Genomic DNA, 24,557 nt, shown 5'->3' with positions numbered 1-24,557 from the left:
CGCGCCGGCCGTCCGCGGCCCTGCGACCGTCGCGAAAAGCGCGTCGCGGGACCTGGCGGGACATCGGCCCCGCGGCCACCAGATGGGTGGCGCGCCTCTGCGCCGCAGGCCCAGATCTTTACAACGCGGCGACCAGTATCGCACCATCGCGTCCATGCTGGCGAGACCAGAAGTATAATCGGTTGCTCACATGGGCGCAGGAATGACTGCTCCCAGCGTCGTCCTGTAGTGTTTTCGGCGCGAGGCCGAAGCTTCCGACGACCGTTTGATTTGGAATCATTCCTGAGAGGCGACGAATGAACGCGGCTGTCGCCGAAGCGGACGCGCCCGTAGCGGCTCCTGCTTTGGATATCCACCTTCTCAAGGTCGACCACGTCCACCTTTGCGCGGGCGTGAAGAAGATCAGCGGCGGGATCGAGATCGCCGCGCTGTGCCAGCCCGCGATCCGCAAGACCATCTCCGCGATCCACGCCGTCGGCGAGAACGGCGGCAATCTGCTGTTCTTCCAGAACGCGCCGAGGCCGGAGGGCGCCGAGCTCGCCCCCTATTCGGTGCTGGTGCCGCGCGCCCTGCTCACCCGCAAGCTGTCCTTCCAGGTCGTCAGCCAGAGCGGCGACGTCTATCCGGCCTTCACGGCGAGCCGCCGCAAGCTGAAGCTGCCCGCCGGCTGGCAGTTCTCGCCCTATTTCCTGAACCTCACCTTTGATCCCGCAGGCGAGGGCAAGGCGGCCGCGCCCGCGCCGGTCGGGGCCTTCATCCGCGCCTTCTCGATCGCGGGCGACGCGCTGGCCATCGATCTGTCGGTGTTCCTGACCGGGGCCGGCGAAGAGGCGCCGGAGCGCGCCACGCTTGCGATCAGCCGCGACGGGTCGGACGTCTTCGAGGCGGAGTTTGATCTTCAGCCGGCAAAGAAGATCTTTCGGATCGCGGCCGGAATGCACCGGCAATACACCGACGCGCTGCCGTTCCACGGCGAGCTGTCGGTGCCGGTCATGACCGCCTTCCCCGAAAAGGGGCTCTACGATCTCGAGGTCAGGATCGGCGCCGCGCGCTCCAGCATCCGGCCCTACAACCGATACTACTTCCAGAAGCCTGCGGTCCTCATGACAGAAGGCGATCTCGGAAGCCATGTGATCCGTCACTTCGCCGACCCCGCCACCGGCGACATCAGGCTGTGGCTGGAATAGTGGTCAGTTCGCCGGCACCCACTGGAGCAGCAGGCCGTCGCGGGTGTCGCGCGCCCATGAGATTTCCCCGAGGCGGCCCCAGATTCCGGCCCGCTTGAGCTCGGCCACCAGCGTCTCCAGGACGTCCGCCGCCTCGACCGGCTCGGTCATGGCGGCGAGCACCTCGCCGGTTTCGTGCTCCGTCTCCATCGCGGAGCCCCACTGGCGCTCCAGCTGGATCGCGCTCTTCATGCGTTTCTTTCCTGTTCCTGTCTCTTCTCCATGACGCCATCCTAGCCTTCCGACATGACAGTTATTTGTACGTCGGCGGGCGGTGCCCGAATTCGCGGGCGCCGGGCTCGCGCAAGCGCTGCGCCTTGCGGCGCGCGAGGCCTTCCGGGTACCATCCGGGTTCGTCCGCGGGGCGACGCGCCGCGCCTTCCGGGCGTCCTTGGACGACCCCTCAGCATCAACAAGGACGCAGATCGATGAGCATCGGGGCCGCGCTAGAGGTCGAAGTCGCCCCGGACTCGCGGATCCTGCCGCCACGCGACCGCCGCGCGACCGCCGAAGCGATCGCCAAGGTCTACGGCGAGTGCGCGAAGTGCGCCGAGGAGAAGCGCGACGCGGACCTGATCGCCGCGGCGGACACGCTGTCGCTGTTCGTCAGCTCCGCCCATGCGGCGAACACGCAGTTGCAGGCCATCCGCATGTGGAAGGTCAACGCGCTCGCCAATCTTGGGCGGGGCCGCGAGGCGCTCGAGCTGCTGAACTGGATCGAGGGCTTCAACGGCGTCTCGTTCAAGACGCGGGAGCGCAAGGCCCGGCTGCTCGCCTTCGCGGGCGACTCGGCGGGCTGCATCGACGCCTGCACCGACGCCATCATGGCGCTGCCGCTCGACAAGAAGACGTCGCGCGAGTTCCGCCGGCTATGCCTGGCCCGCGCCGACGCGATGAACGCGTGCGGCCGGCATGATGACGCGCTGCGGCTGATGTTCGAGACGCTGCGCGGGGTCGTTCCGACCTATGACGAGCTGCTGACGCTGCGCCGGGCGGTGAAGACGCCGGAGGCGCTTGAACAGATGTTCCTGTTCCTCGCCCCGCATTTCTCCTACTCCGGCCACCGCGCCCGTCACGCGCTGCTGCATTACTCCGTCGCCTGCCGCGATCTCGGCCTGCTCGACCGCGCGATCTTCGCCGCGCGCCAGCGCTTCCTGGCGGGCCTGCAGATCGTGCGCTACGGCGAGCGCGAACAGCAGATCAAGGAGGACTGGACCGCGCAGGCGCTGACCACGCTGCTCGACCTGCGCGCCGACCTCGGCTCGCTCGGCATCGAGTTCTTCCTGATCAGCGGCACGCTGCTCGGCTGCGTCCGCGAGGGGACCATCCTCAGCTACGACAAGGACATCGACGTCGGCGTGCTGACCGACGTGCCGCCGGAGACGATCCGCAAGACGCTCGCGTCGAGCGGCCGCTTCAAGGTCCGCGCGCTCACGACCGACCACCTCGTGCAGGTGGAGCACGCCAACGGCGTGATGCTCGACGTCTTCCTGCACTGGCGCGAGGATGGCAGAATCTACCATCAGGGACAGAAGACCCGGTGGTGGAACTCCGACTTCGAGCTCCAAAAGGTCGAGTTCCTCGGCGGGACGTTCAAGATCCCGACCAACCCGGATCAGTATCTGATCGAGAACTACGGCGACAGCTGGTCGATTCCGCAGCCTGAATTCGAGACGTTCGTTGACACGCCGAACATGATCATTCAGGACAATGAGCACATGATCTGGTATTTCTTCACCAGGCTGCACGACTACTACTTCGCGGGCAAGCGCATTCAGCTGTTCAAGGTGTGGGACGCGCTGCAGGAGCTGATCGGCCATGACGCGGCGGTCGCCCACGCGATGGAGCGCATCAAGCTCGACGCGGCGCAGCCGCCGGTTCTGAACCAGTAGGCGCGCGCGGCCGGAGAGCCTCGCCCTCCCGCCAGCGCGAGTTCAGGCGCGGCCGCGGCCGCGCCTTTCACCCTTCTTCAGGTGTCGGCCAGCAGGCGCGGGCGCGGCGTGGCGGCGAACGGATGGGCGTCCTCGCGCGAGTCCGCCAGCATGACGCGCTTGGCGTTCTGCAGGAAGGCGTCGGCCCCGAACGCGGCCTCATAGGCCGCCATCGCGCGCAGCAGCATCTGGAAGTCCGCGCGGTGATAGTATTTGACGAAGTTCTGCCGAGAGTAGAGCCGCGCCAGCCCTGCGTCCCGCAGGCGCCGGTTCGGCGCCTCAAGCGACGCGTTGTACTGACGGACGGGCGAGCGCCACTCGCCATAGTTCTCGGTGAGGTATTTGTCCCAATCCGCCGGCGCGAGGTAGTCGCGGCCCTTATACGTGACGGTCTCGAACTTCTCCTCGTCGCGGCTCCACCACTTGCTGTTGTCCCAGACATGGGCCGGGCCGCCATGCCAGACGGCGTCGCCCTCGACGTGATGCAGGAACACGTCCACCACAACGCCGTTGCGGTGCTTCACCTTGAACCCGTCGATGTTCGACGAGATGTCGGGCGCGAACGCGAAGGATGAGCCGACGGCCTTCGCCAGGCGCTCCACCACGGCGGGATCGAACACGCCGAGGTCGATGTCCTTGTCGAACTCGAGCAGGCTGTTCTCACGCTTGATCCCGAGCAGCGTGCCGCTGATCAGGAAGAACTCGCCGACGTCCTTCATGAGCTCGTGGAAGTCCGCGAGCGCCTTGTCGAGGTCGTCCAGCCGGTCGGGCTCCGAATAGGTCACGCGCTCGGGCTTCGCGCCGTCCAGCCAGCGCAGCGCCTGGTTGGTGATCTCGAGGCCACGCTCGACGTCCCCGGTCGCGATCGCGACCTCGACGAGATGCGACGCCTGGATCGCCTTGCGATAGCTCGTCCGCTCACTGCGCTGGAAGGCGGCGCAGGCCTTGTCGAGCAGGGTCGGCTCCGGCGGCAGCAGACGCAGCAGGCGCAGCGGGTCCGGCGACTGGTTGCGCAGCACGAGGTCGAGAATGATCTTCTCAGCCTCCTGCGTCTTGCCCTCCATGATGAGGGCGCGGGCCAGCACCCCCTGCCCGTCCTGGGTCTTGAAGATCTTGTGGCCCGCGTCCCGGAGCGCCTTCACATGGGCGACGTCGCCGATGTCGAGCTTCATCTCGGCGAGGCGGCAGACGAACCAGTCCCCGCCGGCGGAGCGGCTGCCCCGCTCGGCGATCTCGAAGCTCCTGGCCTGAGCGGCCTCGCGCATCGCGGACTTGAGGCGCTGTTTGCGCCTCGACGTCCCGTTGCCCTGCGAAACGATCTTGCTCAGCAGCGCAGCGTAGGACATCGGGCAGGTTTCTCCGGAAGCAGCACGACCCAGGCGCCCCGCTCCGCCGCAAAGGCGCACAGCCGGATGACGTCGCGCTGATAGCGGCGCACGTCGTAGGCGACGATGACCGTCCGGCGGCCGACGTCGATCAGCCGGTCCGGCCAGGTGGCGGAGAGCGAGCCGATCTCCTCCACGCCGCCACGGACGATCTCGAGATGTCTGACGAGCAGCCGGGCGAGGGCCTGGCTGAAGCGCCCGCCGACGACCAGCACATGGCGCTTCGGATCAGCGAGGCGCCGGGCCGTCGCCTCGAACTCGGCGCGGTCGAGGTCGCGGAAAGCCTCCACCACGTTCTCCGCGAGCTTGGCCCCGAACGCCGCGAGCCTGTCGCCGTCCAGAAGCTCCGTGGCCGCGTGGGCGGTCCAGCGGCCGAGCGGCGAGACGCGTTCGGCGGCGAGCTCCGCGCGGAGCCGCTCCTGCAGGCCCCGCCAGCTTTCGAAGCCGAGCTTGGCCAACAGCCGCAGCACCGTCTGCGAGCTCACGCCGGCGCTGCGCGCGAAACGCGCCATCGGCGCAAGCCCCGCGACCGGGTAATGCGCCGCGAGATGCTCGGCCGCGCGGCGTTCGCGCGGCGTGAGACCCGACATGATCTCCGCAAGAGCCTGCGCGACGGTTCCGGAGAAGGCCGTCGCCGCGTTCGCCGCCATCGCAGTCTCATGCTCCGCAGTCATGGTCACGTTCATTCCATATTGACAGAAACGTGAGCTCTCTGGAACGATCGTTCCAACGAGGGGCGGCGTCGACCCCGCCTCCGGCGGCCGGGGGACGCGCCGCCTCGCCCGGGGAGTCACGCCGGGCGTCCCGTCGACGTCAACGGGGCTCATCTCATGGCGCAGGATGGACGCGGCGTGACCTACCAGACGGTAGACGCCGGCTACTTCGAAAAGCGTGGATTGATGCGTTACGCGGGCGTCGCGAGCCTTTGGGCTCTCGGCGTCGGCGCCGTGATCTCCGGCCATTTCTCGGGCTGGAACTTCGGTTTCTCGACCGGCGGCTGGGGCGGCATGCTGGTCGCCGGGATCATCATCGCGATCATGTATCTCGGCCTGACGTTCTCGATCGCCGAGATGTCGGCGGCGCTGCCCCACACCGGCGCGGCCTATTCGTTCGCCCGCACCGCAATGGGACCGTGGGGCGGCTTCCTCACCGGCCTCTGCGAGAACGTCGAATACGTCATCACCCCGGCCGTGGTGGTGACCTTCATCACCTCCTACGTGAATGCGATCTTCGGGCTCGATCCGGCCTACTCGCCGCTCATCTGGATCGCGTTCTACGCCGTATTCGTGGCGCTCAACGTGTTCGGGCTCGAACTGTCGTTCCGCGTCACGATGGTCGTGACGCTGATCTCGCTCGCCGTGCTGGTCTTCTTCTGGCTCAGCGCGATCCCCAACATGGATTTCTCGCGCTGGGCGCTGAACATCGGCGTCGGGCCGGACGGCGCCGCCGTCGAGCTTCCCGAGGGCGGGGGCGAACTCTTCCCGTTCGGCGTCTCGGGCGTGCTCGCCACGCTCCCCTTCGCGGTGTGGCTTTTCCTCGCGATCGAGCAACTGCCGCTCGCGGCGGAGGAGTCGGTCGACCCGAAGCGCGACATGCCGAAGGGCATCATCCTGGGCATGATCACCCTGATGGTCTCGGCCTTCATGATCGTGCTGCTGAACCCGTCGGTGATTGGCGTCGGCTCGTTCAAGCTGAGCTCCTCGCTCGAACCGCTGCTCGACGGCTTCCGGGCGATCTACGGCGACGGCGGCGTGGTGGTGCTGGGGCTCGTGGCGCTCACCGGGCTGATCGCGAGCTTCCACACCATCCTGTACGCGCAGGGGCGGCAGATCTACTCCCTGTCGCGGGCGGGCTACTTCCCGCGCGGCCTGTCGGTCACCCACGCCACCTATCGGACGCCGCACCTCGCGATGTTCGTCGGCTCGATCGTCGGCCTCGCGGTGATGCTCGTGATCTGGTTCGCCCTCGGGGCGGAGCAGGCGGGCGCCTCGATCGGCAGCGTGCTGCTCAACATGGCGGTGTCCGGCGCGATGTTCTCCTACATCGCTCAGGCCGTGTCGTTCATCCTGTTGCGCAACAGAAGCCCGCACATCGAACGGCCCTTCCGCAGCCCGCTCGGCGTCCCGGGCGCGGTCCTGACCATCGTCATCGCGGTGGTCACGCTCGGCTACCAGGTCCAGGACCCCAACTTCACCAAGGGCGTGCTTTGGGTGCTGGTGTGGTTCGCGATCGCGATCGTCTATTTCGCCGCGGTCGGCCGCCACAAGCTGGTGCTGTCGCCCGAGGAGGAGTTCGCGATGTCGGGCGGCAAGGCCGAGTACCGTTCGCACTGAACCGCCACCCGTCCCGCGCCGGCGACGGAGATCATCCGCCGCCGGCTCCTCGCCAACCCGTCGAGAGCAGATGAGCAAAGCGGAAACGACCGCCAAGGACCTCCTCGCGCTGGTGGACAAGCGGGGCCTGACGCACGTCAAGCTCGGCGTCGCCGACGCCGACGGCATCCTGCGCGGCAAGTATATGAGCCGCGACAAGTTCGCCTCGGCTCTCGAGAACGGCTTCGGCTTCTGCGACGTCGTGCTGGGCTGGGACTCCAACGACCAGCTCTACGACAATGTCAGCCTCACCGGCTGGCACACGGCCTATCCGGACGCCGCGGTCCGCGTGCTTCCGGAGACGGCGCGCGACCTGCCGCTGGAAGGCGACATGCTCTTCGTTCTCAGCGAGTTCGCCGGACGGGCCGAGGAGGTCTGCCCGCGCGGAACGCTGCGGCGCGTGCTCGACCGGGCCGCGAGTATGGGCTTCAAGGTGAAGTCGGCGGTCGAATTCGAGTTCTTCCTGTTCGAGGAGACGCCGCATTCCGTCCGCGACAAGCGCTACGCCGGCCTGACGCCGATGACGCCCGGCTTCTTCGGCTATTCCGTGCTGCGCTCGGGCGTGCACGCCGAGTTCTACGCCGAGCTGCTGAAGCTCTGCTCGGACATGCGGATGCCGGTCGAGGGGCTGCACACGGAGACCGGGCCCGGCGTGCTGGAGGCCGCCATCGAGGTCTCTGACGCGCTCGAGGCGGCGGACCGCGCCGTGCTGTTCAAGACCTTCACCAAGATCCTCGCCCAGCGCCGCGGGCTGATGGCGACCTTCATGGCCAAATGGTCGAAGGACTGGCCCGGCCAGTCCGGCCATATCCACGTCTCGCTCCAGGGCGACGACGGCGGCTCCGTGTTCCACGAAGAAGGCCGCGCGCACGCGATGTCGGATGCGATGCGCTGGTTCGTGGGCGGGCAGCAGCACCTCATGCCTGATCTGCTTGCGATGGTCTCGCCGACGGTGAATTCCTACGCGCGGCTGATCCCGGGCTTCTGGGCGCCGACCGACGCGACCTGGGGCGTCGAGAACCGGACCTGCGCGCTGCGGGTCATTCCCGGATCGCCGAAGAGTCAGCGGGTCGAGTACCGGGTGGCGGCCGCCGACATCAATCCATACGTGGCGCTTGCGGCCGCCATCGGCTCCGGGCTCTGGGGCATCGAGAACCGCATCGAGCCGGATTCCGCTATCGAGGGCAACGCCTACGCGCTTCGGCATGCGCCCGAACGGGCCCTTCCTCGCTCGCTCGGCGAGGCCGCGGCCCGGTTCGCGGCGTCGGCGCCGGCGAAGGAGCTGTTCGGCGAGCCTTTCGTGGAGCATTGGGCCGCGACCCGCGACTGGGAGCAGCGCGAGTTCAACAAGGCCGTCACCGATTGGGAGCTGGAGCGGTATTTTGAGATCATCTGAAGCGTCATCCCGGACTGCGCGGCGCGCCGATCCGGGATCGTTCTCCGGAGAGGCGCACGAAAAGCCGCCGTCGTCCTCCGGCTTGACCGGAGGACCCACCTCGGGCGTAGAGCTCGACGCTTGAGATGGATGGTCCGGGCAAGCCGGACCATGACGGGCATAGTTCTGACAACGATCCCGGCTCTCGCTGCGCTCGGCCGGGACGACGGCCTCCCCTCGGCGGGACCGACAGGTGACATCGATGACCGACCAGATCTGCATCTCTCCCGTCGACGGCCGCGAACTGGCCCGCCGGCCCACCGAGTCACCCGCCGCGATGGAGGCGATCCTCGCCGACGCGCGGCGCGCCCAGCGGGAATGGGCCGAGGTCCCGATCGCCGAGCGCGGGCGCAAGATGCTCGTCTTCCTCGACGCGCTGCTGGGCCTCAACCAGCAGATCATCCCAGAGCTCGCCCTGCAGATGGGGCGCCCCGTCCGGTTCGGGGGCGAGATGCGCGGCGTGGAGGAGCGGGTGAAGCACTGCGTCGCGACCGCGGAGGCGTCGCTCGCGCCGATCGTTCCGGAGCCGAAGCCCGGCTTCCGGCGCATGATCAAGCGCACGCCGCTTGGCCTGGTGTTCGTGATCGCGCCCTGGAACTACCCGTTCCTCACGGCCGTCAACACGATCGTGCCCGCGCTCATCGCGGGCAACGCCGTGCTGCTGAAGCACGCCGCCCAGACCATCCTGGTGGGCGAGCGCTTCCAGGAGGCGATGGACAAGGCCGACCTCCCGAAGGGGCTGTTCCGCAATGTCGTGCTCGACCACGAGCAGTCCGGCGCCCTGATCGCCGCCGGCGCGTTCGACCACATCAACTTCACCGGCTCGGTCGCGGGCGGCCGGGCCGTCGAGAAGGCGGCCGCCGGGACCTTCACGAGCCTGGGTCTTGAGCTCGGCGGCAAGGACCCCGCCTATGTGCGCGCGGACGCCGACCTCGACTTCGCCATCGAGAACATCGTCGACGGCGCGTTCTACAATTCGGGCCAGTGCTGCTGCGGCGTGGAGCGCATCTACGTGCATGAGAGCCTCTACGATCGCTTCGTCGCGGGCGCGGTGGAGCTGACCTCCAGATACGTGCTCGGAAATCCGCTCGACGACGCCACCACCCTCGGGCCGATGTCCGCCACGCGTTTCGCCGAGACGGTGAGGTCGCAGACGCGCGAGGCGCTCGAGAAGGGCGCGAAGGCGCATCTCGACCCCAGGGCCTTCCCGGGGGACCGCGAGGGCACGCCCTATCTGGCGCCGCAGATCCTCACCGAGGTCGACCACTCCATGCGCGTAATGGTCGAGGAGAGCTTCGGACCGGTCGTCGGGATCATGAAGGTCCGCGACGATGACGAGGCCGTGCGCCTGATGAACGACAGCCCCTATGGCCTCACCGCCTCGATCTGGACGCGCGAGGCGGATGTCGCCGAGGCGCTCGGCGACCGGATCGAGACCGGCACGGTCTATATGAACAGGTGCGACTATCTCGATCCGGCGCTGGCTTGGACCGGCGTCAAGGACACCGGGCGGGGGGCCTCGCTCTCCGAGATCGGCTTCCAGCTGCTGACGCGGCCGAAGAGCTTCCATCTTCGCGAGGTCGGCTGATCCGGCGCGCGGCTTCCGGATAAGGCTCGTCGTCCTCCGGCTTGTCCGGAGGACCCATCGACGGCGTAGCGCTCGACGCCGGGCATGGATCCTCCGGACAAGCCGGCGGATGACGGGGAAGTCTCCCGAGCGACGCCTGCAGCAGACCGCCAAGAGATCCTCGCGATGACAGCCTTCACAGGTTCCTGGAACTACCCCACCCGCGTTCTGTTCGGCCCCGGCCGGATCGCGGAGCTGCCGGCGGCCTGCCGTCAGGCGGGCGTCTCGCGGCCGCTGTTCGTCACCGACCCCGGGCTTCGCGACAGCGCCATCGTGCGCCGCGCGCTTGAGGTTCTCGCCGGGGCGGGGCTCGGGACGGCCGTTTTCTCGGACGTGAAGGCCAACCCGACCAGCGCCAATGTCGATGCGGGCGTGGCGGCCTACCGTGAGGCCGGCGCGGACGGGGTGATCGCTTTCGGCGGCGGCTCAGGGCTGGACGTGGGCAAGCTCGTCGCCCTGATGGTCGGCCAGACCCGTCCGGTCTGGGACTTCGAGGATATCGGCGACTGGTGGACCCGCGCGGACGCCGACGGGATCGCGCCGATCGTCGCCGTTCCGACGACCGCGGGCACGGGCTCCGAGGTCGGACGCGGGGCGGTGGTGACAAATGAGGAGACGCACGAGAAGAAGATCATCTTCCACCCGAAGCTGCTGCCCGCGGTGGTGGTCTCCGACCCTGAGCTCACGGTCGGCTTGCCGCCCAAGCTGACGGCCTGGACCGGCTTCGACGCGCTGGCGCACTGCCTCGAGGCGTTCTCGGCGCCGGGTTTCCACCCGATGGCCGACGGCGTCGCGGCGAACGGCGCACGGCTCGTGAAGACTTACCTGCCGCGCGCGGTCGCCGACGGGACGGACATCGAGGCGCGTTCCAACATGCTGGCGGCCGCCTCGATGGGCGCGGCGGCCTTCCAGAAGGGGCTTGGCGCCATCCACTCAATGTCGCATCCGGTCGGGGCCCTTTATGACACCCATCATGGCCTCACCAACGGCGTGGTGATGCCGTACGTGCTTCTCGCCAACCGATCGGCGATCGAGGAGCGCTTCGGCCATCTCGCGCGCTCGCTGGAGATTTCGGGCGGCTTCGACGGCTTCATCGAGTGGGTGCTGCGCTTCCGGAAGGAGCTCCATGTGCCGCATTCGCTGGGCGAACTCGGCGTAGGCGAGGACCGCGTCGACGAACTCGCCGAGAAGGCCGAGCGCGATCCTTCCACCGGCGGAAACCCGCTGCCCTTCAAGGCCGCCGATTTCGCGCGGCTGTTCCGCGCCGCCATCCGCGGCGATCTCGACGCTGCGCGGGGCTGAGCGATGCGCCCTGTCCGGCTGCTCGTCGCGGAGGGCAATCCGCCCAAGATGCGCGAGCGGCACGCCGCCGTCTCCGGACGGACCCCGAGCCAGTTCTACGCGGACGTCCTGGCCATGCTGGCCGAGGACCTTGGCGTCACCGCCGAGATCGACATCTGCTTTCCGGCCGACGAGGGCGCCAATCTGCCGGGCGGCGACCTCGCCGGCTATGACGGCGTCGCCATCACGGGGTCGGGCCTCAATCTCTGGAAAGCCGAGCCGGAATCCCTTGCGCAGGTGGAGTTCGCGCGCGCCGTCTACGCGTCGGGGCTGCCGTTCTTCGGCTCCTGCTGGGGCCTGCAGGTCGCGGCGGTGGCGGCGGGCGGCGAGGTGAAGCTCAACCCGCAGGGCCGCGAGATCGGCATCGCGCGCTCGATCCGCATCACAGACGCGGGCCGAGGCCACCCTCTGCATGCGGACCGCACGGAGGTGTTCGACGCGCCGGCGATCCATTCGGACGAGGTCGCAGTGCTGCCGCCGAACGCCACCGTGACGGCGACCAACGAGCTCTGCGCGGTGCAGGCGGCCGAGATCCGGCATGGCCCCGGCGTGTTCTGGGGCGTCCAGTTCCACCCCGAATACACATTCGCGGAGCTCGGCGGCATCCTGACCCGCTACACGCCGGTCATGCTCAAGGAGGGCTTCTTCCGCGAGCCGGAGGAGGCCGCCCGCTACGTCTCGGATCTTGTCGCGCTCGACGAGGGGCCCGAACGCAAGGATGTGGCCTGGCGGCTGGGGATCGCGCCGTCGGTGCTCGACCCGAAGATTCGCAGGACCGAGCTCACCAACTGGCTGAGGTCCCAGGTGCTGCGGACCGCGAGCGCCCGCGGCCGCGCCTGAGGCCGCTCAGAACCCGTTGATCACCATGACGGCCAGAGCGCCGGCGCCCAGAACCAGCGCCGCCGCGCCGGCCGTCTGGATCTGGCGGATTTTCTGGCTTTTGCGCGCCCTGGCGACTTCCTCGCGTCTCCCGAAGGCGCGCGGTTGTTCCTCGCCCGGTTCCGACTCCCGGCCTGGAAAAACCCGAAAGGTTCTCATCCTCGGTTCACTCCTCGCCGACGCCCGCTATGTGTGGTGCCGGCCCCGCTCTTTGGAGGGGTGATCGCTCGATGAGCGAGAGGCGCTTCCGAAAGCGCCGCTCACACCGCCTTCAGCGCGATCGAGACGTCCTCGAGCAGATCGTCGCGATCCTCGAGCCCGACCGAGAGCCGCAGCATCGCGTCCGTGATGCCGAGCTCGGCGCGCGCCTCGGGCGACAGCCGCTGGTGCGTCGTGGTCGCCGGATGGGTCAGGATCGACTTGGCGTCGCCGAGATTGTTGGAGATCTTGGCGATCCGCAGCGCGTTGCCGAAGCGGAACGCCTCGGCCTTGCCGCCGTCGAGCGTGAACGCCACCAGCGTGCCGCCGCCGGCCATTTGCTTCTTCACCAGGGCGGCCTGCGGGTGGTCGTCCCGCCCGCAGTAAACCAGCCGCTTCACCTTCGGATGATCGGCCAGAAGGTCCGCGATCGCGGCGGCGTTCGCCTGCATCTTCTCGACCCGCAGCGCCAGCGTCTCGAGGCCCTTGGCCAGGACCCAGGCGTTGAACGGCGAGAGAGATGGGCCGGTCTGCCGCAGGAAGGTCTGCAGATGGTCGGTCACGAATTTTTCCGAGGAGAGCACGACGCCGCCGAGCGTGCGGCCCTGGCCGTCGATGTGCTTGGTCGCCGAATAGACCACCACGTCCGCGCCGAGGCTCAGCGGCCGCTGCAGCACCGGGGTCGCGAACACGTTGTCGACCACGAGCAGGGCGCCTGCGTCATGCGCGATCTTCGCGATCGCTTCGATGTCGTAGACCTCGAGCGTCGGATTGGTCGGGCTCTCGAGGAACAACGCCTTGGTCTCGGGCCGCACGGCGGCGCGCCACTGATCGAGATCGGCGCCGTCGACGAGCGTCGACGCGACCCCGAAACGCGGCAGCAGATCCTCCACGACATATCGGCAGGAGCCGAACAGCGCCTTGGCCGCCACCACATGATCGCCGGCCTTCACCTGGCACAGCATCGCGGCCGTCACCGCCGCCATGCCGCTGGCGGTCGCGCGCGCCGCCTCGGCGCCTTCCAGCGCCATCATGCGACGCTCGAAGGTCGAGACGGTCGGATTCGAGAAGCGCGAGTAGATGTAGCCGGGGTCGCTGCCGTCGAAGCGGGCTTCGGCCGCCTCCATCGTGTCGTAGGCGTAGCCGGAGGTGAGATAGAGCGCCTCCGACATCTCGCCGAAGGTCGAGCGGCTCTCGCCCTCGTGGATCAGCCGCGTGGCGGGACGCAGCGGACGGTCTGTGGGGAGTCTTTCGCGGCTCATGATGCGACCTCGGACGGCGCCGGGCCGCACGTGACGCCCGATGCGGCCTACGCGCGTCCGGCCTTTTAGCTGGTTGTTTTAACGTGGCTGCAAGCCGGCCGGCCCAAAGAACCACGGTTCCGCCTGCGTAGGCCCGCCGGCGCTTGGCGTCAACGTCTCGTTCGCGTACAGGAACCCGGACGACGGCCCGGGGGACTGCGGTTTGCTGAACGGAGACGGCGCGCCGCTGGGCGGCATCCTGCCGAGCCAGGCGATCGAGCAGCTGATCGCGGACGGCGCCATCGCGCTCGACCGGCCCGCGGCGCCTGACCAGATCCAGCCGGCGAGCCTCGACCTGAGGCTCGGGCCGGTGGTCCATCGCGTGCGGGCGAGCTTCCTGCCGGGCGCGGGACGCACGGTCTCGGAACGCCTGGTCGATTTCCGTCTGCACACGATCGACCTGTCGGACGGCGCCGTGCTGGAGACCGGCTGCGTCTACATCGCGCCGCTGATGGAGAGCCTAGCGCTCCCGGACGACGTGGCCGCCGCCACCAATCCGAAAAGCTCGACCGGGCGGCTCGACGTGTTCACCCGCGTCATCACCGACGGCGCGCGCGCCTTCGACCAGGTGCCGTCGGGCTATCGCGGGCCGCTTTTCGCAGAGATTTCCCCGCGCACCTTTCCGGTCTTGGTCCGCGCAGGCTCGCGGCTGAGCCAGCTCCGGCTCCGGCGGGGCGAGGCCCGGCTATCCGATTCCGACCTCGCGGCGCTTCAGGGCCGGGAGCGGCTCGTCGACGACGACCAGGCGGACGTGCAGGGCGGCGTGGCGGTCACGGTCGATCTTCAGGGCGACGGCGAGGGGCTGGTCGGCTGGAGGGGCAAGCGGCACACTGGAGTGGTGGACGTGGACGCGCCCGGCGCGCACGCCGTGGAGGATTTCTGGGAGCCGATCCGCGCCGGCCGCTCCGGGCTCGTGCTCGATCCCGGGCAGTTCTACATCCTGGCTTCGCGGGAGGCCGTCCAGGTGCCGCCCGACCACGCCGCCGAGATGACGCCCTTCGACCCGCTCGTGGGCGAGTTCCGCGTGCATTACGCCGGCTTCTTTGATCCCGGCTTCGGTCACGCCGAGGCGCGGGGCGCCGGCGCGCGAGCCGTGCTCGAGGTCCGCAGCCACGAGGTGCCGTTCATCCTGGAACATGGCCAGACGGTCGGCCGCCTCGTCTATGAGCGCATGCTGGAGCGTCCCCGCACGCTCTACGGAGAGCTTGGCGCCTCGAACTATCAGGGCCAGAAGCTGAAGCTCTCGAAGCACTTCCGCCTGCCCTGAGCGACGGCGAAGAGACGGGCGGCCGCCGCGTCGTCATGGCGTTGGCGGGCGCCCCGGCGGAGCCGAGGCGCCCTTGGCTCAGATGACGCCGAGCGCGCGCATCGCCTCGGCCACGCGGACGAAGCCCGCAATGTTGGCGCCGAGCACGTAGTCGCCGGGCGCGCCATACTCCTCGGCGGTCTCCGCGCAGCGGTCGTGGATGCCTCGCATGATCGTGGCGAGGCGCGTCTCCGTTTGCTCGAACGACCAGCTGTCACGCGAGGCGTTCTGCTGCATCTCAAGCGCCGAGGTCGCGACGCCGCCGGCGTTGGCGGCCTTGCCCGGCGCATACAGGATGCCGGCCGCCTGGAAGATGCGGACGGCCTCAGGCGTGCTCGGCATGTTGGCGCCTTCGCCGACCGCCACCACGCCGTTGGCGACCAGCGTTTTGGCGTCCTTGCCGGTCAGCTCGTTCTGGGTGGCTGAGGGCATCGCGATGTCGCACGGCACGCTCCAGATCGAGCCGCCTTCGACATAGCGCGCCTGCTTGCCGCGCAGCACCGCGTATTCGGAGATGCGGGCCCGCCGGACCTCCTTGACCTCCTTGAGCAGCGCGAGATCGACGCCGTCCTCGTCCAGCACGAAGCCATTGGAGTCGGAGCAGGCGATCACGCGCGCGCCGAGCTGCTGCAGCTTCTCCGCCGTGTAGATCGCGACGTTGCCGGACCCGGAGACGACCGCCCGCTTGCCCTCGAGCCCTTGGTTGCGGGTCGCGAGCATGCTCTCGACGAAATAGACCGCTCCATAGCCGGTCGCCTCGCGCCGCGCCTGCGATCCGCCATAGACGAGGCCCTTGCCGGTCAGCACGCCCGCCTCGTAGCGGTTGGTCAGCCGCTTGTGCTGGCCGAACATGTAGCCGATCTCCCGGCCGCCCACCCCGATGTCGCCCGCGGGCACGTCGGTGTATTCGCCGATGTGCCGGTGCAGCTCGGTCATGAAGGACTGGCAGAACCGCATGATCTCGCCGTCGGAACGGCCGCGCGGGTTGAAGTCCGAGCCGCCCTTGCCGCCGCCGATCGGCATGCCGGTCAGCGCGTTCTTGAAGGTCTGCTCGAAGCCCAGGAACTTGATGATGCCGAGATTCACCGAGGGGTGGAACCGGATCCCGCCCTTGTAGGGGCCGAGCGCCGAATTGAACTGCACCCGGAAGCCGCGGTTGATCTGGACCTGGCCACGATCGTCCACCCACGGCACTCGGAAGATGATCTGCCGCTCCGGTTCGCAGATGCGCTCGATCAGCGCGTCGTCAGCGTAGTCCGGATGCTTGGCGACCACCCGACCCAGACTCTCCAGCACTTCCCGAACCGCCTGATGGAATTCGGCCTCCCCGGCGTTGCGGGTCAGGACCTCGGCCAGGATCGGCTCCAGTTTTTCGTCGATATTGGACAGGATGCCCTCGCTTTAAGCAGGTGATGCAATGTTGGGCTTGTAGCCAGATCGTCCGGGGGACGCCAGAAGCGGCCGCCGCGCGCCCGCAGGCTCATCACGCAACGTTGTTTTGTCGTCGCCCGATGGTCCGGGCCGCGCCTCCGCCGGCGGGGCCATCCCGCGAGCGCGACCCGGGGCGCCGCAATCGACTTGCGTCCGGCGTCAGCTAGGCTGGTTCACCTGAACGAGGGACGGCACCGAGTCATGGTCTTCATCAGCATCACCCGTCTCAGGGTCCGCTCGCTTCGGTTCATGCCGCAGTTCGTCGTCCACACGCTTCGCAGCATGCGGCAGGCGAAACGCGCCGGGGGCTATTTCGGAGGCGCGTTGCTGGCCGACCGGCGGCTGACCTTCTGGACCATGACGCTCTGGCGCGACCAGGAGGAGATGCGTCGCTACATGACCAGCGGCGCGCATCTCCGGACGATGCCGAAGCTCCTCGACTGGTGCGATGAGGCAAGCGTCGTCCACTGGGTGCAGGATGGTCTGACGGCGCCGGACTGGCTTGAGGCCGCCCGCCGGATGAGGGCGGACGGACGTGCGTCCAAGGTGCGCCATCCCAGCCCGGACCATCGAGAGCTCACCTTCCCGGCGCCGCGAACCACGAGGTTCCTCGCCATCGACCCCGTCCGGCCGGCCTGAGGTCTGCGCGTCTCTCGATGCGCGCCGCACCCGGGAGCGGTCGGCGGGACAACCTCCAAGGGGGACTCTGATGACTGCCGAGAGCGCCGGTCTGCTGCTCTTCAGGCGCGAGGCTGGCGCGCTTCTCGTCCTGCTCGCGCATCCGGGCGGCCCATTCTGGCGGCGCAAGGATCTCGGCGCCTGGTCGATCCCCAAAGGCGAGCTTCTCGCCGGAGAAGACCCGGAAGCGGCGGCGCTGCGGGAGTTCGCCGAGGAGCTCGGCGCCGCGCCCGCAGGGCCGCTCATCCCGCTCGGGGCGATCGTCCAGCGCGGCGGCAAGCGGGTGCACGCCTTTGCGGCGGAGGGCGATTTCGATCCGGCCACGATGCGCAGCAATACGTTCGAGATGGAATGGCCGCCGCGTAGCGGGAGGATGCAGTCCTTTCCGGAGGTGGACCGGGCGGAATGGTTCGCGCCCGACGTCGCGCGGGAGAAACTGCTGCCCGCCCAGGCGGAGCTGATCGACAGGCTGGAGCAGATCCTGGAAGGAACGGCGGGAACCGCCGCCTGATCCGGGCTCTGTCAGGCGTCGCGCCAGGCCGAGAACGTCGCGGCCTGTCCGGCCGGCGCCCCGTCGCGCCCGACCAGCCGCCACACCACGCCGTCTTCGATCCAGAAGCGATGGCCGGACTTTGTCACCCTGACGCCGCGATAGCCGGCGGCGAAGCCGTCGCGCGCGACCGCGTCGAGCAGCGCCTGCCGCGCCGACCGTTCCGGCGCCTCCGCGGAGAGGCGCGAGGGCAGCCCGATGAACTCCTCCCACGAATAGCCGAAGCAGCGCTGCGCCGTCCTGTTGGCGTAGACGAAGCGCGGGTCCGCGCCGGCGTCGTGCGCCAGGACAGCGTAGGGCGCGCTCTCGTAGAGCCACGCTGCATCGGCGCCCTCCGGCGCGAGCGGACGGCCGACGAAGAAGGCGTGGCTTTCGCAGAGGATTTCGAAGAAGGCGCGGTCGTGGCGCAGATCCGTCAACGCCCGGCCTCTGAACGGTCCGGCTCGCGGAAGGCGAGGACTTCCGCCGTGTAGTTCTCCACCACGGCGCTGAACGGCACGCCGTTCGGCAGGGTGAGCACAGCGCGATGTTCGATGACGGTGCGCGGCGGCCGCAGCTCGTCCTCGGCGGGCGCGCGCGCGCCCTTCTCCCAGCCATCGGGCAGCGGCGACCAGGCGAGCTTCGCCGACAGGGTGCGGCGGCGGAAATCGAGGGGGCGAACCGCGCGCCCGAAGGCGACGTCGCTGGTCTCTAGCGCCGTGTTCATCTCGGGCGTGAGGCGCGACGGCACATACCAGTTCTCCGCTTCCGAAAGGACGCGCTCGCCGCATTTGAGCCGGACATGGCGGTAGACGACCCGCTCGTCGGCGCCGACCTGCAGCAGTTGGCGCTGCTCCTCGCTCGGCGGCTTGGCCTCGGCGCGGTCGAGCTGCGCGACGATCTTGGCCGGCGAGGCGAGTTGATGAGCCGCGCACCAGCGATCGAGGGTCAGCGTCGCGCTGTCATGACTGAGCAGGTCCGCGTTGAGCTGTTGCAACAGCGCGAAAGCCTCCAGCCTTCCGACGTAATCGCCGCGCCAGACCGGGCCTTCGGCGGAGGCCGCCGAGCCGAGCGCCGTGAGCGCTATGGCGAAGACGCCGGCTGCCGTGGTGGTGAGACGGGTCATGGCTTGCTCCGCTGGTCCATGTTGATCGTTCGCTCACCGCCCGAAGCGCGTTACGCCGGGGCGTGGTCGCCCGCCGCGACACTCGAACGATTTTTCTCCGCCGCACTTTCGCAACAAGGCTTTGCGAACCACCTAAACAGACCCGCCCGCTGCTGAAAGCGCCGATGACCGCCGCAATACCGTTCGACAACAGCTATGTTCGGCTGCCGCCTTCATTCTATGCGAAGGTGAACCCCGCCCCCGCGCCGGCGCCGCGACTCATCAAGCTGAACCGTGCCTTGGCGGACGAGTTGCGGATCGACCCGCAGGCGCTCGCCACGCCGGCTGGGATCGACGCGCTCGCCGGCAACTCCGTGCCGGACGGGGCCGAGCCTATCGCGACCGCCTACGCGGGGCACCAGTTCGGCTCGTTCGTGCCGAGGCTCGGCGACGGACGCGCCATTCTGCTCGGCGAGGTGATCGGCCGCGACGGCGCGCGGCGCGACGTGCAGCTGAAGGGCTCGGGCCGCACGCCGTTCTCGCGCAATGGCGACGGCCGCGCCGCGCTCGGGCCCGTGCTGCGCGAATATCTCGTCAGCGAGGCGATGGCGGCTCTGGGGATCCCCACGACGCGGGCGCTCGCGGCAGTCACGACCGGCGAGACCGTTGCGCGCGAGCGACCGCTGCCAGGAGCCGTGCTGACGCGGGTCGCAAAGAGCCACATCCGGGTCGGGACGTTCCAGTTCTTCGCCGCGCGGGGCGACATGGAGGGCCTGCGGACGCTCGCGGATCATGTCATCGCGCGGCATTACCCGGACGCTGCGAGCACCGCAGAGCCGTATCGGGCTCTGCTGGAGGAGGTGATCGGGCGGCAGGCGCGTCTCGTGGCGCGATGGCTGCTGGTCGGCTTCATCCACGGCGTCATGAACACCGACAACATGTCGATCGCGGGCGAGACCATCGACTACGGCCCGTGCGCCTTCATGGACGCCTACGATCCGGCGACCGTGTTCAGCTCGATCGACGAGCATGGCCGCTACGCCTACGGCAACCAGCCCATGATCGCGCACTGGAACCTCACGCGTTTCGCGGAGTCCCTGCTGCCTCTCCTCGCGCCCGATCAGGAGCAGGCGGTTGCGCTCGCGCGCGAGGCGCTGGCGTCCTTTCCGCAGACGTTCAACGAGGCCTATGTGGATGGTCTCAGGGCCAAGCTCGGCCTTTTCGACACGCGCGAGGGCGACGCGGCTCTCGCCCAGGACCTGCTCGACCTGATGGCGGCGAACCGGGCCGACTTCACGCTGACCTTCCGGGGCCTGTGCGGGGCGGCGCGGAGTCTCGAGGCCGATGCGTCGCTGCGCCTCCTGTTCGAGGACCCGGCCGCCTATGACGGATGGGCGTCGCGGTGGCGCGAGCGGCTCGCCGAGGAGGGCGGCGACGGCGCGGCCCGGGAGGCGGCGATGCGCCGCGTCAATCCGGCGCTGATCCCGCGCAACCATCTCGTCGAGGCCGCGATCGAAGCGGCGGTGGAGCGGCGGGATTTCTCGGTCTTCGAGGCGCTGCTGGACGCGGTGACGACGCCGTTCGAGGAGCGGCCCGAGCACAGGGCCTTCTACGACGCGCCGCCGCCGGCGCAGGGCTATCGGACATTCTGCGGGACGTGACGCCCTAGTCCTCGTGGTCGATCGTGAAGCCGATCTTCAGAACGACCTGGAAATGCGCGACCTGGCCGTTCTCGACATGGCCGCGCGTCTCCACGACCTCGAACCAGCCGATGTGACGGATCGTCCTGGAGGCGTCCGAGATCGCGCTCCTGATGGCGTCCTCGATCGAGTCCGGCGAGGAGCCCACGAGTTCGATGACCTTGTAGGTGTGCTTGGACATTCGGGCTCCTTGGACGATCTGGAGTTCGGGCGGCGCTGGGCCTTAGCCTGCTAACTCCTGACCCGCCCGAGGGTTCATTCGGAGCCCGCGCGCGGCCGATGCGCGAGCCGTGGAACAGTCTGCGTCCGATCCGGCTTGAGGAAGCGCCTGTGCGACGCCGGCAGCGTTCACGGGCGTGGCCAGCCGCGGCCTTCCCGCGCCCAGACAGAGATCCCCAGTGTCCCATCCCGTTCTATTCACTCCGACCCGCATCGGCGGTCTCGACCTCACGAACCGGATCGTGATCGCGCCGATGTGCCAGTATTCGGCCGAGGACGGGCGCATGAACGACTGGCACCTGATCCATCTCGGCCAACTCGCGCTCTCGGGAGCGGCGCTGCTCACCATCGAGGCGACGGCCGTGCTGCCTGAAGGGCGGATCACCTATGCGGATGTCGGCCTGTGGGACGACGAGGCGGAGGCCGCGATGGGGCGGACGCTGGAAGGCTTGCGGCGCTGGTCGGACATGCCGATCGCGATTTAGCTCGGGCACGCCGGACGAAAGGCGTCGACCGAAGTTCCGTGGAAGGGGGGCGCGCAGATCGCCCCTTCCGATCCGCATGGCTGGCGCACCGTGGCGCCGTCCGCCATCCCGTTCGCGGAGGGCGAAGCGGCCCCGCAGGCGCTCGACCGTGAGGGTCTCGATCGCGTGCGCGACGCCTTCGCGGCGGCCGCGAAGCGCGCCGGCAGGCTGGGGCTGGACGCCGTCCAGGTTCACGGCGCCCATGGCTATCTGATCCACCAGTTCCTCTCGCCGCTCTCGAACCGGCGCGAGGACGCGTATGGCGGCTCGCTGGAGAACCGGATGCGGTTCCCGCTCGAGGTGTTCGACGCGGTGCGCGCCGCCTTCCCGGCCGACCGCCCCGTCACCATGCGGCTCTCGGGGACCGACTGGGTCGATGGCGGCTGGGACGCCGGGCAGACGGCGGCCTTCGCGAAGCTTCTCGAACAGCGCGGCTGCGCCGCGATCCACGTCTCGAGCGGCGGCCTGCATCCCGCGCAACGCATTCCGGTCGGCCCGAGCTATCAGGTTCCGCTGGCTCGCGCCGTGAAGGCGGAGGTGTCCATCCCGGTGATCGCCGTCGGGCTGATCACCGGCTTCGAGCAGGCCGAGGCGATCGTGGGCGCGGGCGACGCGGACCTGATCGCGCTCGCCCGTACGGTGCTCTACGACCCCCGCTGGCCCTGGCACGCAGCCGCCGCGTTGGGCGGTCAGGTCCGGGCGCCGAACCAGTATCTGCGCTGCCAGCCCTCCCAGTACAGGGATCTGTTCGCTCGGAGCTGAGACGCTGCGGGCGCCGCCTGTGGCGGCGACTGCGGGCCGCTCTTCGCGAAAACCCGCACGTGGGGGCCGGCCCCTGGGCGCAGCCCGCGGATCGTAATCCGCGCGGTGATGCAGGGCTGAGCGCCAGACCGCAAAGCTCGCTTTACGCAGAAATACTTACACCGCGAGTTTTTTTCAGCGATTTATCACAAATTGTTTGCCTGCTTAGCATCATCATTGTGTATAGATTTTTTCAGGGTGCCAAGAACAGAGAGGCTTCCTTCGGGCCGCCTTGATGTTTCGATGGCTTCTGGTCGCGATCCTGTCCCCTCAGCGCATGCTGTGGCGGCTCGACAGCGGGGCCGGTACTGCAAGAAGGCGCCCGATGCGCCCCGTGGATCGATGTCGACCTGTGCATGCTTGGTCTATTCATCGTCATGGCGAAGGAACGCGCAGTTCGCCTGTCGCGTACGGCTCCGATGACACGAGACGAGACCACCGGCGCGCGACGCGACCACGCGTGATCCACAACAACAATCAGGCCTCGGCCGACGCGTTCATCAGGGGCTTGGAATGCTGCGTTTGTTGATTGCTCTGTCAGCCGTAGTTCTGGCGTCGCCCGCTTACGCGCGCTTTCCCTGCGACGAGCTCTGGGGCGAGCGCAACGCGGTCTATTTTGAAGCCGGCTATTGCTTCAAGACGGATCGCGCGATCCGCGCCTTCGGCTACAATGAGGGCTGCCGCTACAACAACATCGAGGACGTGCCGCTTTCGGCGCGCGACCGCAAGAAGATCGCCGAGATCCAGGCGCAGGAACGCGCGAATTCGTGCCCTCGCTGAGGCGGCGCGCGTTACCCGCCCGACTTTGAGCACTCTCTTCACCCTGCGCTGACGTCGATGCGCGCACGCGCGTCCGATCCGCTCAGCCGTCCAGACATCTCCGCGCCGCCGCGCGCTTCGTTCGGAAACATCGCCATGCGCATCGCTTTGCTGACGGGAACGCTCGTTTTCGGTGGACTGGCCCTCGCCTCGCTTCCCGCCGCGGCCCAGGGCTTCGACGAGCGCTGCTCGAAGATCGTCGAGTCGATCTGCCGCGGCGCCGAGGTCGGCCCCTGTTTCCGCGAAAAGGGCATCTGGGACTACATCCCGCCGAAGTGCAGCGGCGACGTGCAGTCGATGGTGGAGATGGACCGCGAGGCGCGGGAGCAGCAGCGCAACGACCGCGCCGCCGCCCGCTCCTCCGGCGGCCGGTACGGGCCGAGCTTCTCCTGCGGCGGCGTGCTTCGCAGCCGGCCGTCCATGAACGCCGGCAAGGTCGCGAGCGTGGCGGAAGGACAGAAGCTGGAGAGCGTCGAGGACATCGACGTCTGGTTCAACGACTACAAGTGGTTCCGCGTCCGCTACAACGGGTTGGTCGGGTACCACTGGGGCGGCATCTTCTGGACCCAGGGCGGCCGCGAGGGAACCATCCCGAGCTGCAACGGCTGACGGCGCTTCGCCCGTCGATCCTTTTCACCCGTCACCACGCATCCGGGGAAACACCATGCTGCGCCCACTGGCCGCGCTCGTCCTCGCGCTCGCGCTCGCGCCGGCTTCCGCCGTCGCCCAACCCGGCGACAGCGGTTCGCTCGAGGGTTTCGTGAGCGAGGTCTACAGGACCTACGAGCTCGGCAAAATGCCCCAGGATTTCTCGATGCGGGGAGGCTTGCCGATCCTGTCGAACCGGTTCCGGGCTCTCGTGCTGAAGGACCGCAAGCAGGCGGGCGGCGAGATCGGCATCATCTCGGATGACCCGATCTGCCAATGCCAGGACATCGTGAAGTTCCGCGTGACCAGCGTCCGCGTCGGCGGCGACAATCAGACGGCGCTGGTCGACGTCGGCTACAGGAACGGACCCGACGCCGGCAAGCTGAAGCTGACCCTGGTCTATGGCGACCGCGGCTGGCTGATCGACGACATCACCACGGCCGACATGCCGTCCTACCGCACCATACTCAAGAGCGAGCTTCGGTAGGAGACCCGGACGGCGCGGCTCCGGCCGGCCGTCACGTCCCCGCGAGCATCCGGCTACTTCTCCGCCAGCTCGAACGCTCGATCACAAGAGTTCAGGAGTTCAGACGCTATCGTTCTGAGCGCAGAGAACTTCGTGACGTTCAGACTTCCAAACAGGACGTCGTTCACGGCCCTCTGGCGATCTCCGATCGCCTCGATGGCCAGCGATCCCTTGTCCGTCAGGACGATGTCGATCTTCCGCTTGTCATCCGCGACTGGCTTTTTGCTTACGAAGCCGAGGGCCTCGAGCTTCTTCGTCTCTGTGACGATGAAGGGAACGCTGACCCTCAATCGGCTGGCCAGATCCTTCACGCCGACCGGCGTGTTCGGCGGCCGGCGCGCCAGAGCCATGAGCACCGCGTATTGGGGCGCGGTGACGCCCATCTGACGCGCCAGCGCCTCCCTGATCTGCTGAAGCCGAGACGCGAAGTGCGTCAGGTCGTCGACCATGGCCCGGAAAGCCTCGTCGGATCCCTCGACGAGCAGCGCGGCGCGGCTCACCGTGTTCGGGGGAGGGCTCATTGATGCTCCTTGGCCGCCAAGCCGGCGTCCAACCCATATCTGCGTCCGGCATGGC

Annotated in this window: 23 protein-coding genes, 1 pseudogene and 1 riboswitch; of the genes and pseudogenes, 15 read left to right on the top strand and 9 right to left on the bottom strand. The window is 68.5% G+C overall.

Annotated elements, in window-relative coordinates; translation table 11 throughout:
• The first annotated feature begins 296 nt into the window (after positions 1-296).
• On the top strand, positions 297-1,187 hold the full coding sequence (locus ACIKT0_RS00480; RefSeq protein ID WP_407103469.1) for a hypothetical protein: 891 nt from the start codon (positions 297-299) through the stop codon (positions 1,185-1,187).
• A 3-nt stretch (positions 1,188-1,190) separates the two neighbouring features.
• Here the strand turns inward: ACIKT0_RS00480 and ACIKT0_RS00475 are convergent, their stop codons facing one another.
• Positions 1,191-1,418 (bottom strand): hypothetical protein, encoded by a 228-nt coding sequence (locus ACIKT0_RS00475; RefSeq protein WP_407103468.1) that lies wholly within the window; start codon positions 1,416-1,418, stop codon positions 1,191-1,193.
• 236 nt (positions 1,419-1,654) lie between these two features.
• Here ACIKT0_RS00475 and ACIKT0_RS00470 point away from each other — a divergent pair, with 236 nt between their 5' ends.
• A complete protein-coding gene (locus ACIKT0_RS00470) occupies positions 1,655-3,118 on the top strand; it encodes a hypothetical protein (protein WP_407103467.1) in 1,464 nt (487 codons plus the stop codon).
• Between the two features lie 77 nt (positions 3,119-3,195).
• Here the strand turns inward: ACIKT0_RS00470 and ACIKT0_RS00465 are convergent, their stop codons facing one another.
• Both ACIKT0_RS00465 and ACIKT0_RS00460 read right to left on the bottom strand, forming a co-directional pair.
• Positions 3,196-4,503 carry a hypothetical protein gene (locus ACIKT0_RS00465; RefSeq protein ID WP_407103466.1) on the bottom strand — a complete coding sequence of 436 codons (1,308 nt, stop codon included), beginning with the start codon at positions 4,501-4,503 and terminating at the stop codon, positions 3,196-3,198.
• Positions 4,482-5,216: a MurR/RpiR family transcriptional regulator gene (locus ACIKT0_RS00460; protein ID WP_407103472.1), complete on the bottom strand. Its 735-nt coding sequence runs from the start codon at positions 5,214-5,216 to the stop codon at positions 4,482-4,484. The genes ACIKT0_RS00465 and ACIKT0_RS00460 overlap by 22 nt, the downstream gene beginning before the upstream one ends.
• A 156-nt stretch (positions 5,217-5,372) precedes the next feature.
• Here ACIKT0_RS00460 and ACIKT0_RS00455 point away from each other — a divergent pair, with 156 nt between their 5' ends.
• From ACIKT0_RS00455 to ACIKT0_RS00435, 5 genes are all read left to right on the top strand, one after another.
• Positions 5,373-6,875 (top strand): amino acid permease, encoded by a 1,503-nt coding sequence (locus ACIKT0_RS00455; RefSeq protein WP_407103465.1) that lies wholly within the window; start codon positions 5,373-5,375, stop codon positions 6,873-6,875.
• 70 nt (positions 6,876-6,945) lie between these two features.
• Complete coding sequence (locus ACIKT0_RS00450) at positions 6,946-8,310, top strand: glutamine synthetase family protein (RefSeq protein WP_407103464.1); 1,365 nt, start codon at positions 6,946-6,948, stop codon at positions 8,308-8,310.
• 241 nt (positions 8,311-8,551) lie between these two features.
• A complete protein-coding gene (locus ACIKT0_RS00445; RefSeq protein ID WP_407103463.1) occupies positions 8,552-9,937 on the top strand; it encodes an aldehyde dehydrogenase family protein in 1,386 nt (461 codons plus the stop codon).
• A gap of 165 nt (positions 9,938-10,102) precedes the next feature.
• Positions 10,103-11,278 (top strand): iron-containing alcohol dehydrogenase, encoded by a 1,176-nt coding sequence (locus ACIKT0_RS00440; protein ID WP_407103462.1) that lies wholly within the window; start codon positions 10,103-10,105, stop codon positions 11,276-11,278.
• Between the two features lie 3 nt (positions 11,279-11,281).
• The gene (locus tag ACIKT0_RS00435) at positions 11,282-12,157 is read left to right on the top strand and encodes a type 1 glutamine amidotransferase (RefSeq protein WP_407103461.1); all 876 of its coding nucleotides are present in this window, start codon (positions 11,282-11,284) and stop codon (positions 12,155-12,157) included.
• A 299-nt stretch (positions 12,158-12,456) separates the two neighbouring features.
• On the opposite strand, the gene ACIKT0_RS00430 is transcribed toward ACIKT0_RS00435, so the two are convergent.
• The gene (locus ACIKT0_RS00430) at positions 12,457-13,656 is read right to left on the bottom strand and encodes an O-succinylhomoserine sulfhydrylase (RefSeq protein WP_407103460.1); all 1,200 of its coding nucleotides are present in this window, start codon (positions 13,654-13,656) and stop codon (positions 12,457-12,459) included.
• 45 nt (positions 13,657-13,701) lie between these two features.
• Positions 13,702-13,781, bottom strand: a riboswitch (SAM riboswitch).
• 77 nt (positions 13,782-13,858) lie between these two features.
• On the opposite strand from ACIKT0_RS00430, the gene ACIKT0_RS00425 reads away from it, so the two are divergent.
• Positions 13,859-14,962 (top strand): 2'-deoxycytidine 5'-triphosphate deaminase, encoded by a 1,104-nt coding sequence (locus tag ACIKT0_RS00425; RefSeq protein WP_407103459.1) that lies wholly within the window; start codon positions 13,859-13,861, stop codon positions 14,960-14,962.
• A 78-nt stretch (positions 14,963-15,040) separates the two neighbouring features.
• Here the strand turns inward: ACIKT0_RS00425 and gdhA are convergent, their stop codons facing one another.
• Positions 15,041-16,390: an NADP-specific glutamate dehydrogenase gene (gdhA, locus tag ACIKT0_RS00420; protein WP_407103471.1), complete on the bottom strand. Its 1,350-nt coding sequence runs from the start codon at positions 16,388-16,390 to the stop codon at positions 15,041-15,043.
• A gap of 243 nt (positions 16,391-16,633) precedes the next feature.
• On the opposite strand from gdhA, the gene ACIKT0_RS00415 reads away from it, so the two are divergent.
• Together ACIKT0_RS00415 and ACIKT0_RS00410 are read left to right on the top strand one after the other, a co-directional pair.
• A complete protein-coding gene (locus ACIKT0_RS00415) occupies positions 16,634-17,071 on the top strand; it encodes a DUF3291 domain-containing protein (protein ID WP_407103458.1) in 438 nt (145 codons plus the stop codon).
• Between the two features lie 70 nt (positions 17,072-17,141).
• The gene (locus tag ACIKT0_RS00410) at positions 17,142-17,621 is read left to right on the top strand and encodes an NUDIX hydrolase (protein WP_407103457.1); all 480 of its coding nucleotides are present in this window, start codon (positions 17,142-17,144) and stop codon (positions 17,619-17,621) included.
• 11 nt (positions 17,622-17,632) lie between these two features.
• Here ACIKT0_RS00410 and ACIKT0_RS00405 read toward each other — a convergent pair whose 3' ends face one another.
• Together ACIKT0_RS00405 and ACIKT0_RS00400 are read right to left on the bottom strand one after the other, a co-directional pair.
• Positions 17,633-18,079, bottom strand: coding sequence for an MEKHLA domain-containing protein (locus ACIKT0_RS00405; protein WP_407103456.1), 447 nt, complete (start codon positions 18,077-18,079; stop codon positions 17,633-17,635).
• Positions 18,076-18,765, bottom strand: coding sequence for a hypothetical protein (locus ACIKT0_RS00400; RefSeq protein WP_407103455.1), 690 nt, complete (start codon positions 18,763-18,765; stop codon positions 18,076-18,078). The genes ACIKT0_RS00405 and ACIKT0_RS00400 overlap by 4 nt, the downstream gene beginning before the upstream one ends.
• Positions 18,766-18,929: 164 nt before the next feature.
• Between ACIKT0_RS00400 and ACIKT0_RS00395 the strand changes: the two genes are divergently transcribed.
• The gene (locus tag ACIKT0_RS00395) at positions 18,930-20,405 is read left to right on the top strand and encodes a protein adenylyltransferase SelO (RefSeq protein ID WP_407103454.1); all 1,476 of its coding nucleotides are present in this window, start codon (positions 18,930-18,932) and stop codon (positions 20,403-20,405) included.
• A gap of 4 nt (positions 20,406-20,409) precedes the next feature.
• Here ACIKT0_RS00395 and ACIKT0_RS00390 read toward each other — a convergent pair whose 3' ends face one another.
• A complete protein-coding gene (locus tag ACIKT0_RS00390) occupies positions 20,410-20,625 on the bottom strand; it encodes a dodecin (RefSeq protein ID WP_407103453.1) in 216 nt (71 codons plus the stop codon).
• Positions 20,626-20,842: 217 nt separating this feature from the next.
• Between ACIKT0_RS00390 and ACIKT0_RS00385 the strand changes: the two are divergent.
• The 4 genes and pseudogenes from ACIKT0_RS00385 to ACIKT0_RS00370 all read left to right on the top strand — a co-directional run bounded on the left by ACIKT0_RS00385 (position 20,843) and on the right by ACIKT0_RS00370 (position 23,942).
• A pseudogene (locus ACIKT0_RS00385) lies at positions 20,843-21,949 on the top strand (NADH:flavin oxidoreductase/NADH oxidase).
• Between the two features lie 552 nt (positions 21,950-22,501).
• On the top strand, positions 22,502-22,768 hold the full coding sequence (locus ACIKT0_RS00380) for a YARHG domain-containing protein (protein ID WP_407103452.1): 267 nt from the start codon (positions 22,502-22,504) through the stop codon (positions 22,766-22,768).
• 135 nt (positions 22,769-22,903) lie between these two features.
• Positions 22,904-23,416 (top strand): SH3 domain-containing protein, encoded by a 513-nt coding sequence (locus ACIKT0_RS00375; RefSeq protein ID WP_407103451.1) that lies wholly within the window; start codon positions 22,904-22,906, stop codon positions 23,414-23,416.
• A 55-nt stretch (positions 23,417-23,471) separates the two neighbouring features.
• On the top strand, positions 23,472-23,942 hold the full coding sequence (locus tag ACIKT0_RS00370; RefSeq protein ID WP_407103450.1) for a DUF3828 domain-containing protein: 471 nt from the start codon (positions 23,472-23,474) through the stop codon (positions 23,940-23,942).
• Between the two features lie 53 nt (positions 23,943-23,995).
• Here the strand turns inward: ACIKT0_RS00370 and ACIKT0_RS00365 are convergent, their stop codons facing one another.
• Positions 23,996-24,502, bottom strand: coding sequence for a MarR family winged helix-turn-helix transcriptional regulator (locus ACIKT0_RS00365; RefSeq protein ID WP_407103449.1), 507 nt, complete (start codon positions 24,500-24,502; stop codon positions 23,996-23,998).
• Positions 24,503-24,557: the final 55 nt, after the last annotated feature.

The sequence above is a fragment of the Hansschlegelia beijingensis genome (assembly GCF_045505405.1).
Taxonomy (GTDB): Bacteria; Pseudomonadota; Alphaproteobacteria; order Rhizobiales; family Methylopilaceae; genus Methylopila; species Methylopila beijingensis_A.
Note: the sequence above shows the minus strand (reverse complement) of the source record. Positions and strands in the feature narration are given on the sequence as shown.

Coding starts and splice junctions, on each gene's coding strand:
- ACIKT0_RS00460 (WP_407103472.1), bottom strand. CDS start 5,216: ATGACTGCGGAGCATGAGACTGCGATGGCGGCGAACGCGGCGACGGCC.
- ACIKT0_RS00445 (WP_407103463.1), top strand. CDS start 8,552: ATGACCGACCAGATCTGCATCTCTCCCGTCGACGGCCGCGAACTGGCC.
- ACIKT0_RS00380 (WP_407103452.1), top strand. CDS start 22,502: ATGCTGCGTTTGTTGATTGCTCTGTCAGCCGTAGTTCTGGCGTCGCCC.
- ACIKT0_RS00400 (WP_407103455.1), bottom strand. CDS start 18,765: ATGACCCGTCTCACCACCACGGCAGCCGGCGTCTTCGCCATAGCGCTC.
- ACIKT0_RS00390 (WP_407103453.1), bottom strand. CDS start 20,625: ATGTCCAAGCACACCTACAAGGTCATCGAACTCGTGGGCTCCTCGCCG.
- ACIKT0_RS00440 (WP_407103462.1), top strand. CDS start 10,103: ATGACAGCCTTCACAGGTTCCTGGAACTACCCCACCCGCGTTCTGTTC.
- ACIKT0_RS00395 (WP_407103454.1), top strand. CDS start 18,930: ATGACCGCCGCAATACCGTTCGACAACAGCTATGTTCGGCTGCCGCCT.
- ACIKT0_RS00430 (WP_407103460.1), bottom strand. CDS start 13,656: ATGAGCCGCGAAAGACTCCCCACAGACCGTCCGCTGCGTCCCGCCACG.
- ACIKT0_RS00465 (WP_407103466.1), bottom strand. CDS start 4,503: ATGTCCTACGCTGCGCTGCTGAGCAAGATCGTTTCGCAGGGCAACGGG.
- ACIKT0_RS00370 (WP_407103450.1), top strand. CDS start 23,472: ATGCTGCGCCCACTGGCCGCGCTCGTCCTCGCGCTCGCGCTCGCGCCG.
- ACIKT0_RS00415 (WP_407103458.1), top strand. CDS start 16,634: ATGGTCTTCATCAGCATCACCCGTCTCAGGGTCCGCTCGCTTCGGTTC.
- ACIKT0_RS00475 (WP_407103468.1), bottom strand. CDS start 1,418: ATGAAGAGCGCGATCCAGCTGGAGCGCCAGTGGGGCTCCGCGATGGAG.
- ACIKT0_RS00435 (WP_407103461.1), top strand. CDS start 11,282: ATGCGCCCTGTCCGGCTGCTCGTCGCGGAGGGCAATCCGCCCAAGATG.
- ACIKT0_RS00470 (WP_407103467.1), top strand. CDS start 1,655: ATGAGCATCGGGGCCGCGCTAGAGGTCGAAGTCGCCCCGGACTCGCGG.
- ACIKT0_RS00365 (WP_407103449.1), bottom strand. CDS start 24,502: ATGAGCCCTCCCCCGAACACGGTGAGCCGCGCCGCGCTGCTCGTCGAG.
- ACIKT0_RS00480 (WP_407103469.1), top strand. CDS start 297: ATGAACGCGGCTGTCGCCGAAGCGGACGCGCCCGTAGCGGCTCCTGCT.
- ACIKT0_RS00450 (WP_407103464.1), top strand. CDS start 6,946: ATGAGCAAAGCGGAAACGACCGCCAAGGACCTCCTCGCGCTGGTGGAC.
- ACIKT0_RS00455 (WP_407103465.1), top strand. CDS start 5,373: ATGGCGCAGGATGGACGCGGCGTGACCTACCAGACGGTAGACGCCGGC.
- ACIKT0_RS00410 (WP_407103457.1), top strand. CDS start 17,142: ATGACTGCCGAGAGCGCCGGTCTGCTGCTCTTCAGGCGCGAGGCTGGC.
- ACIKT0_RS00375 (WP_407103451.1), top strand. CDS start 22,904: ATGCGCATCGCTTTGCTGACGGGAACGCTCGTTTTCGGTGGACTGGCC.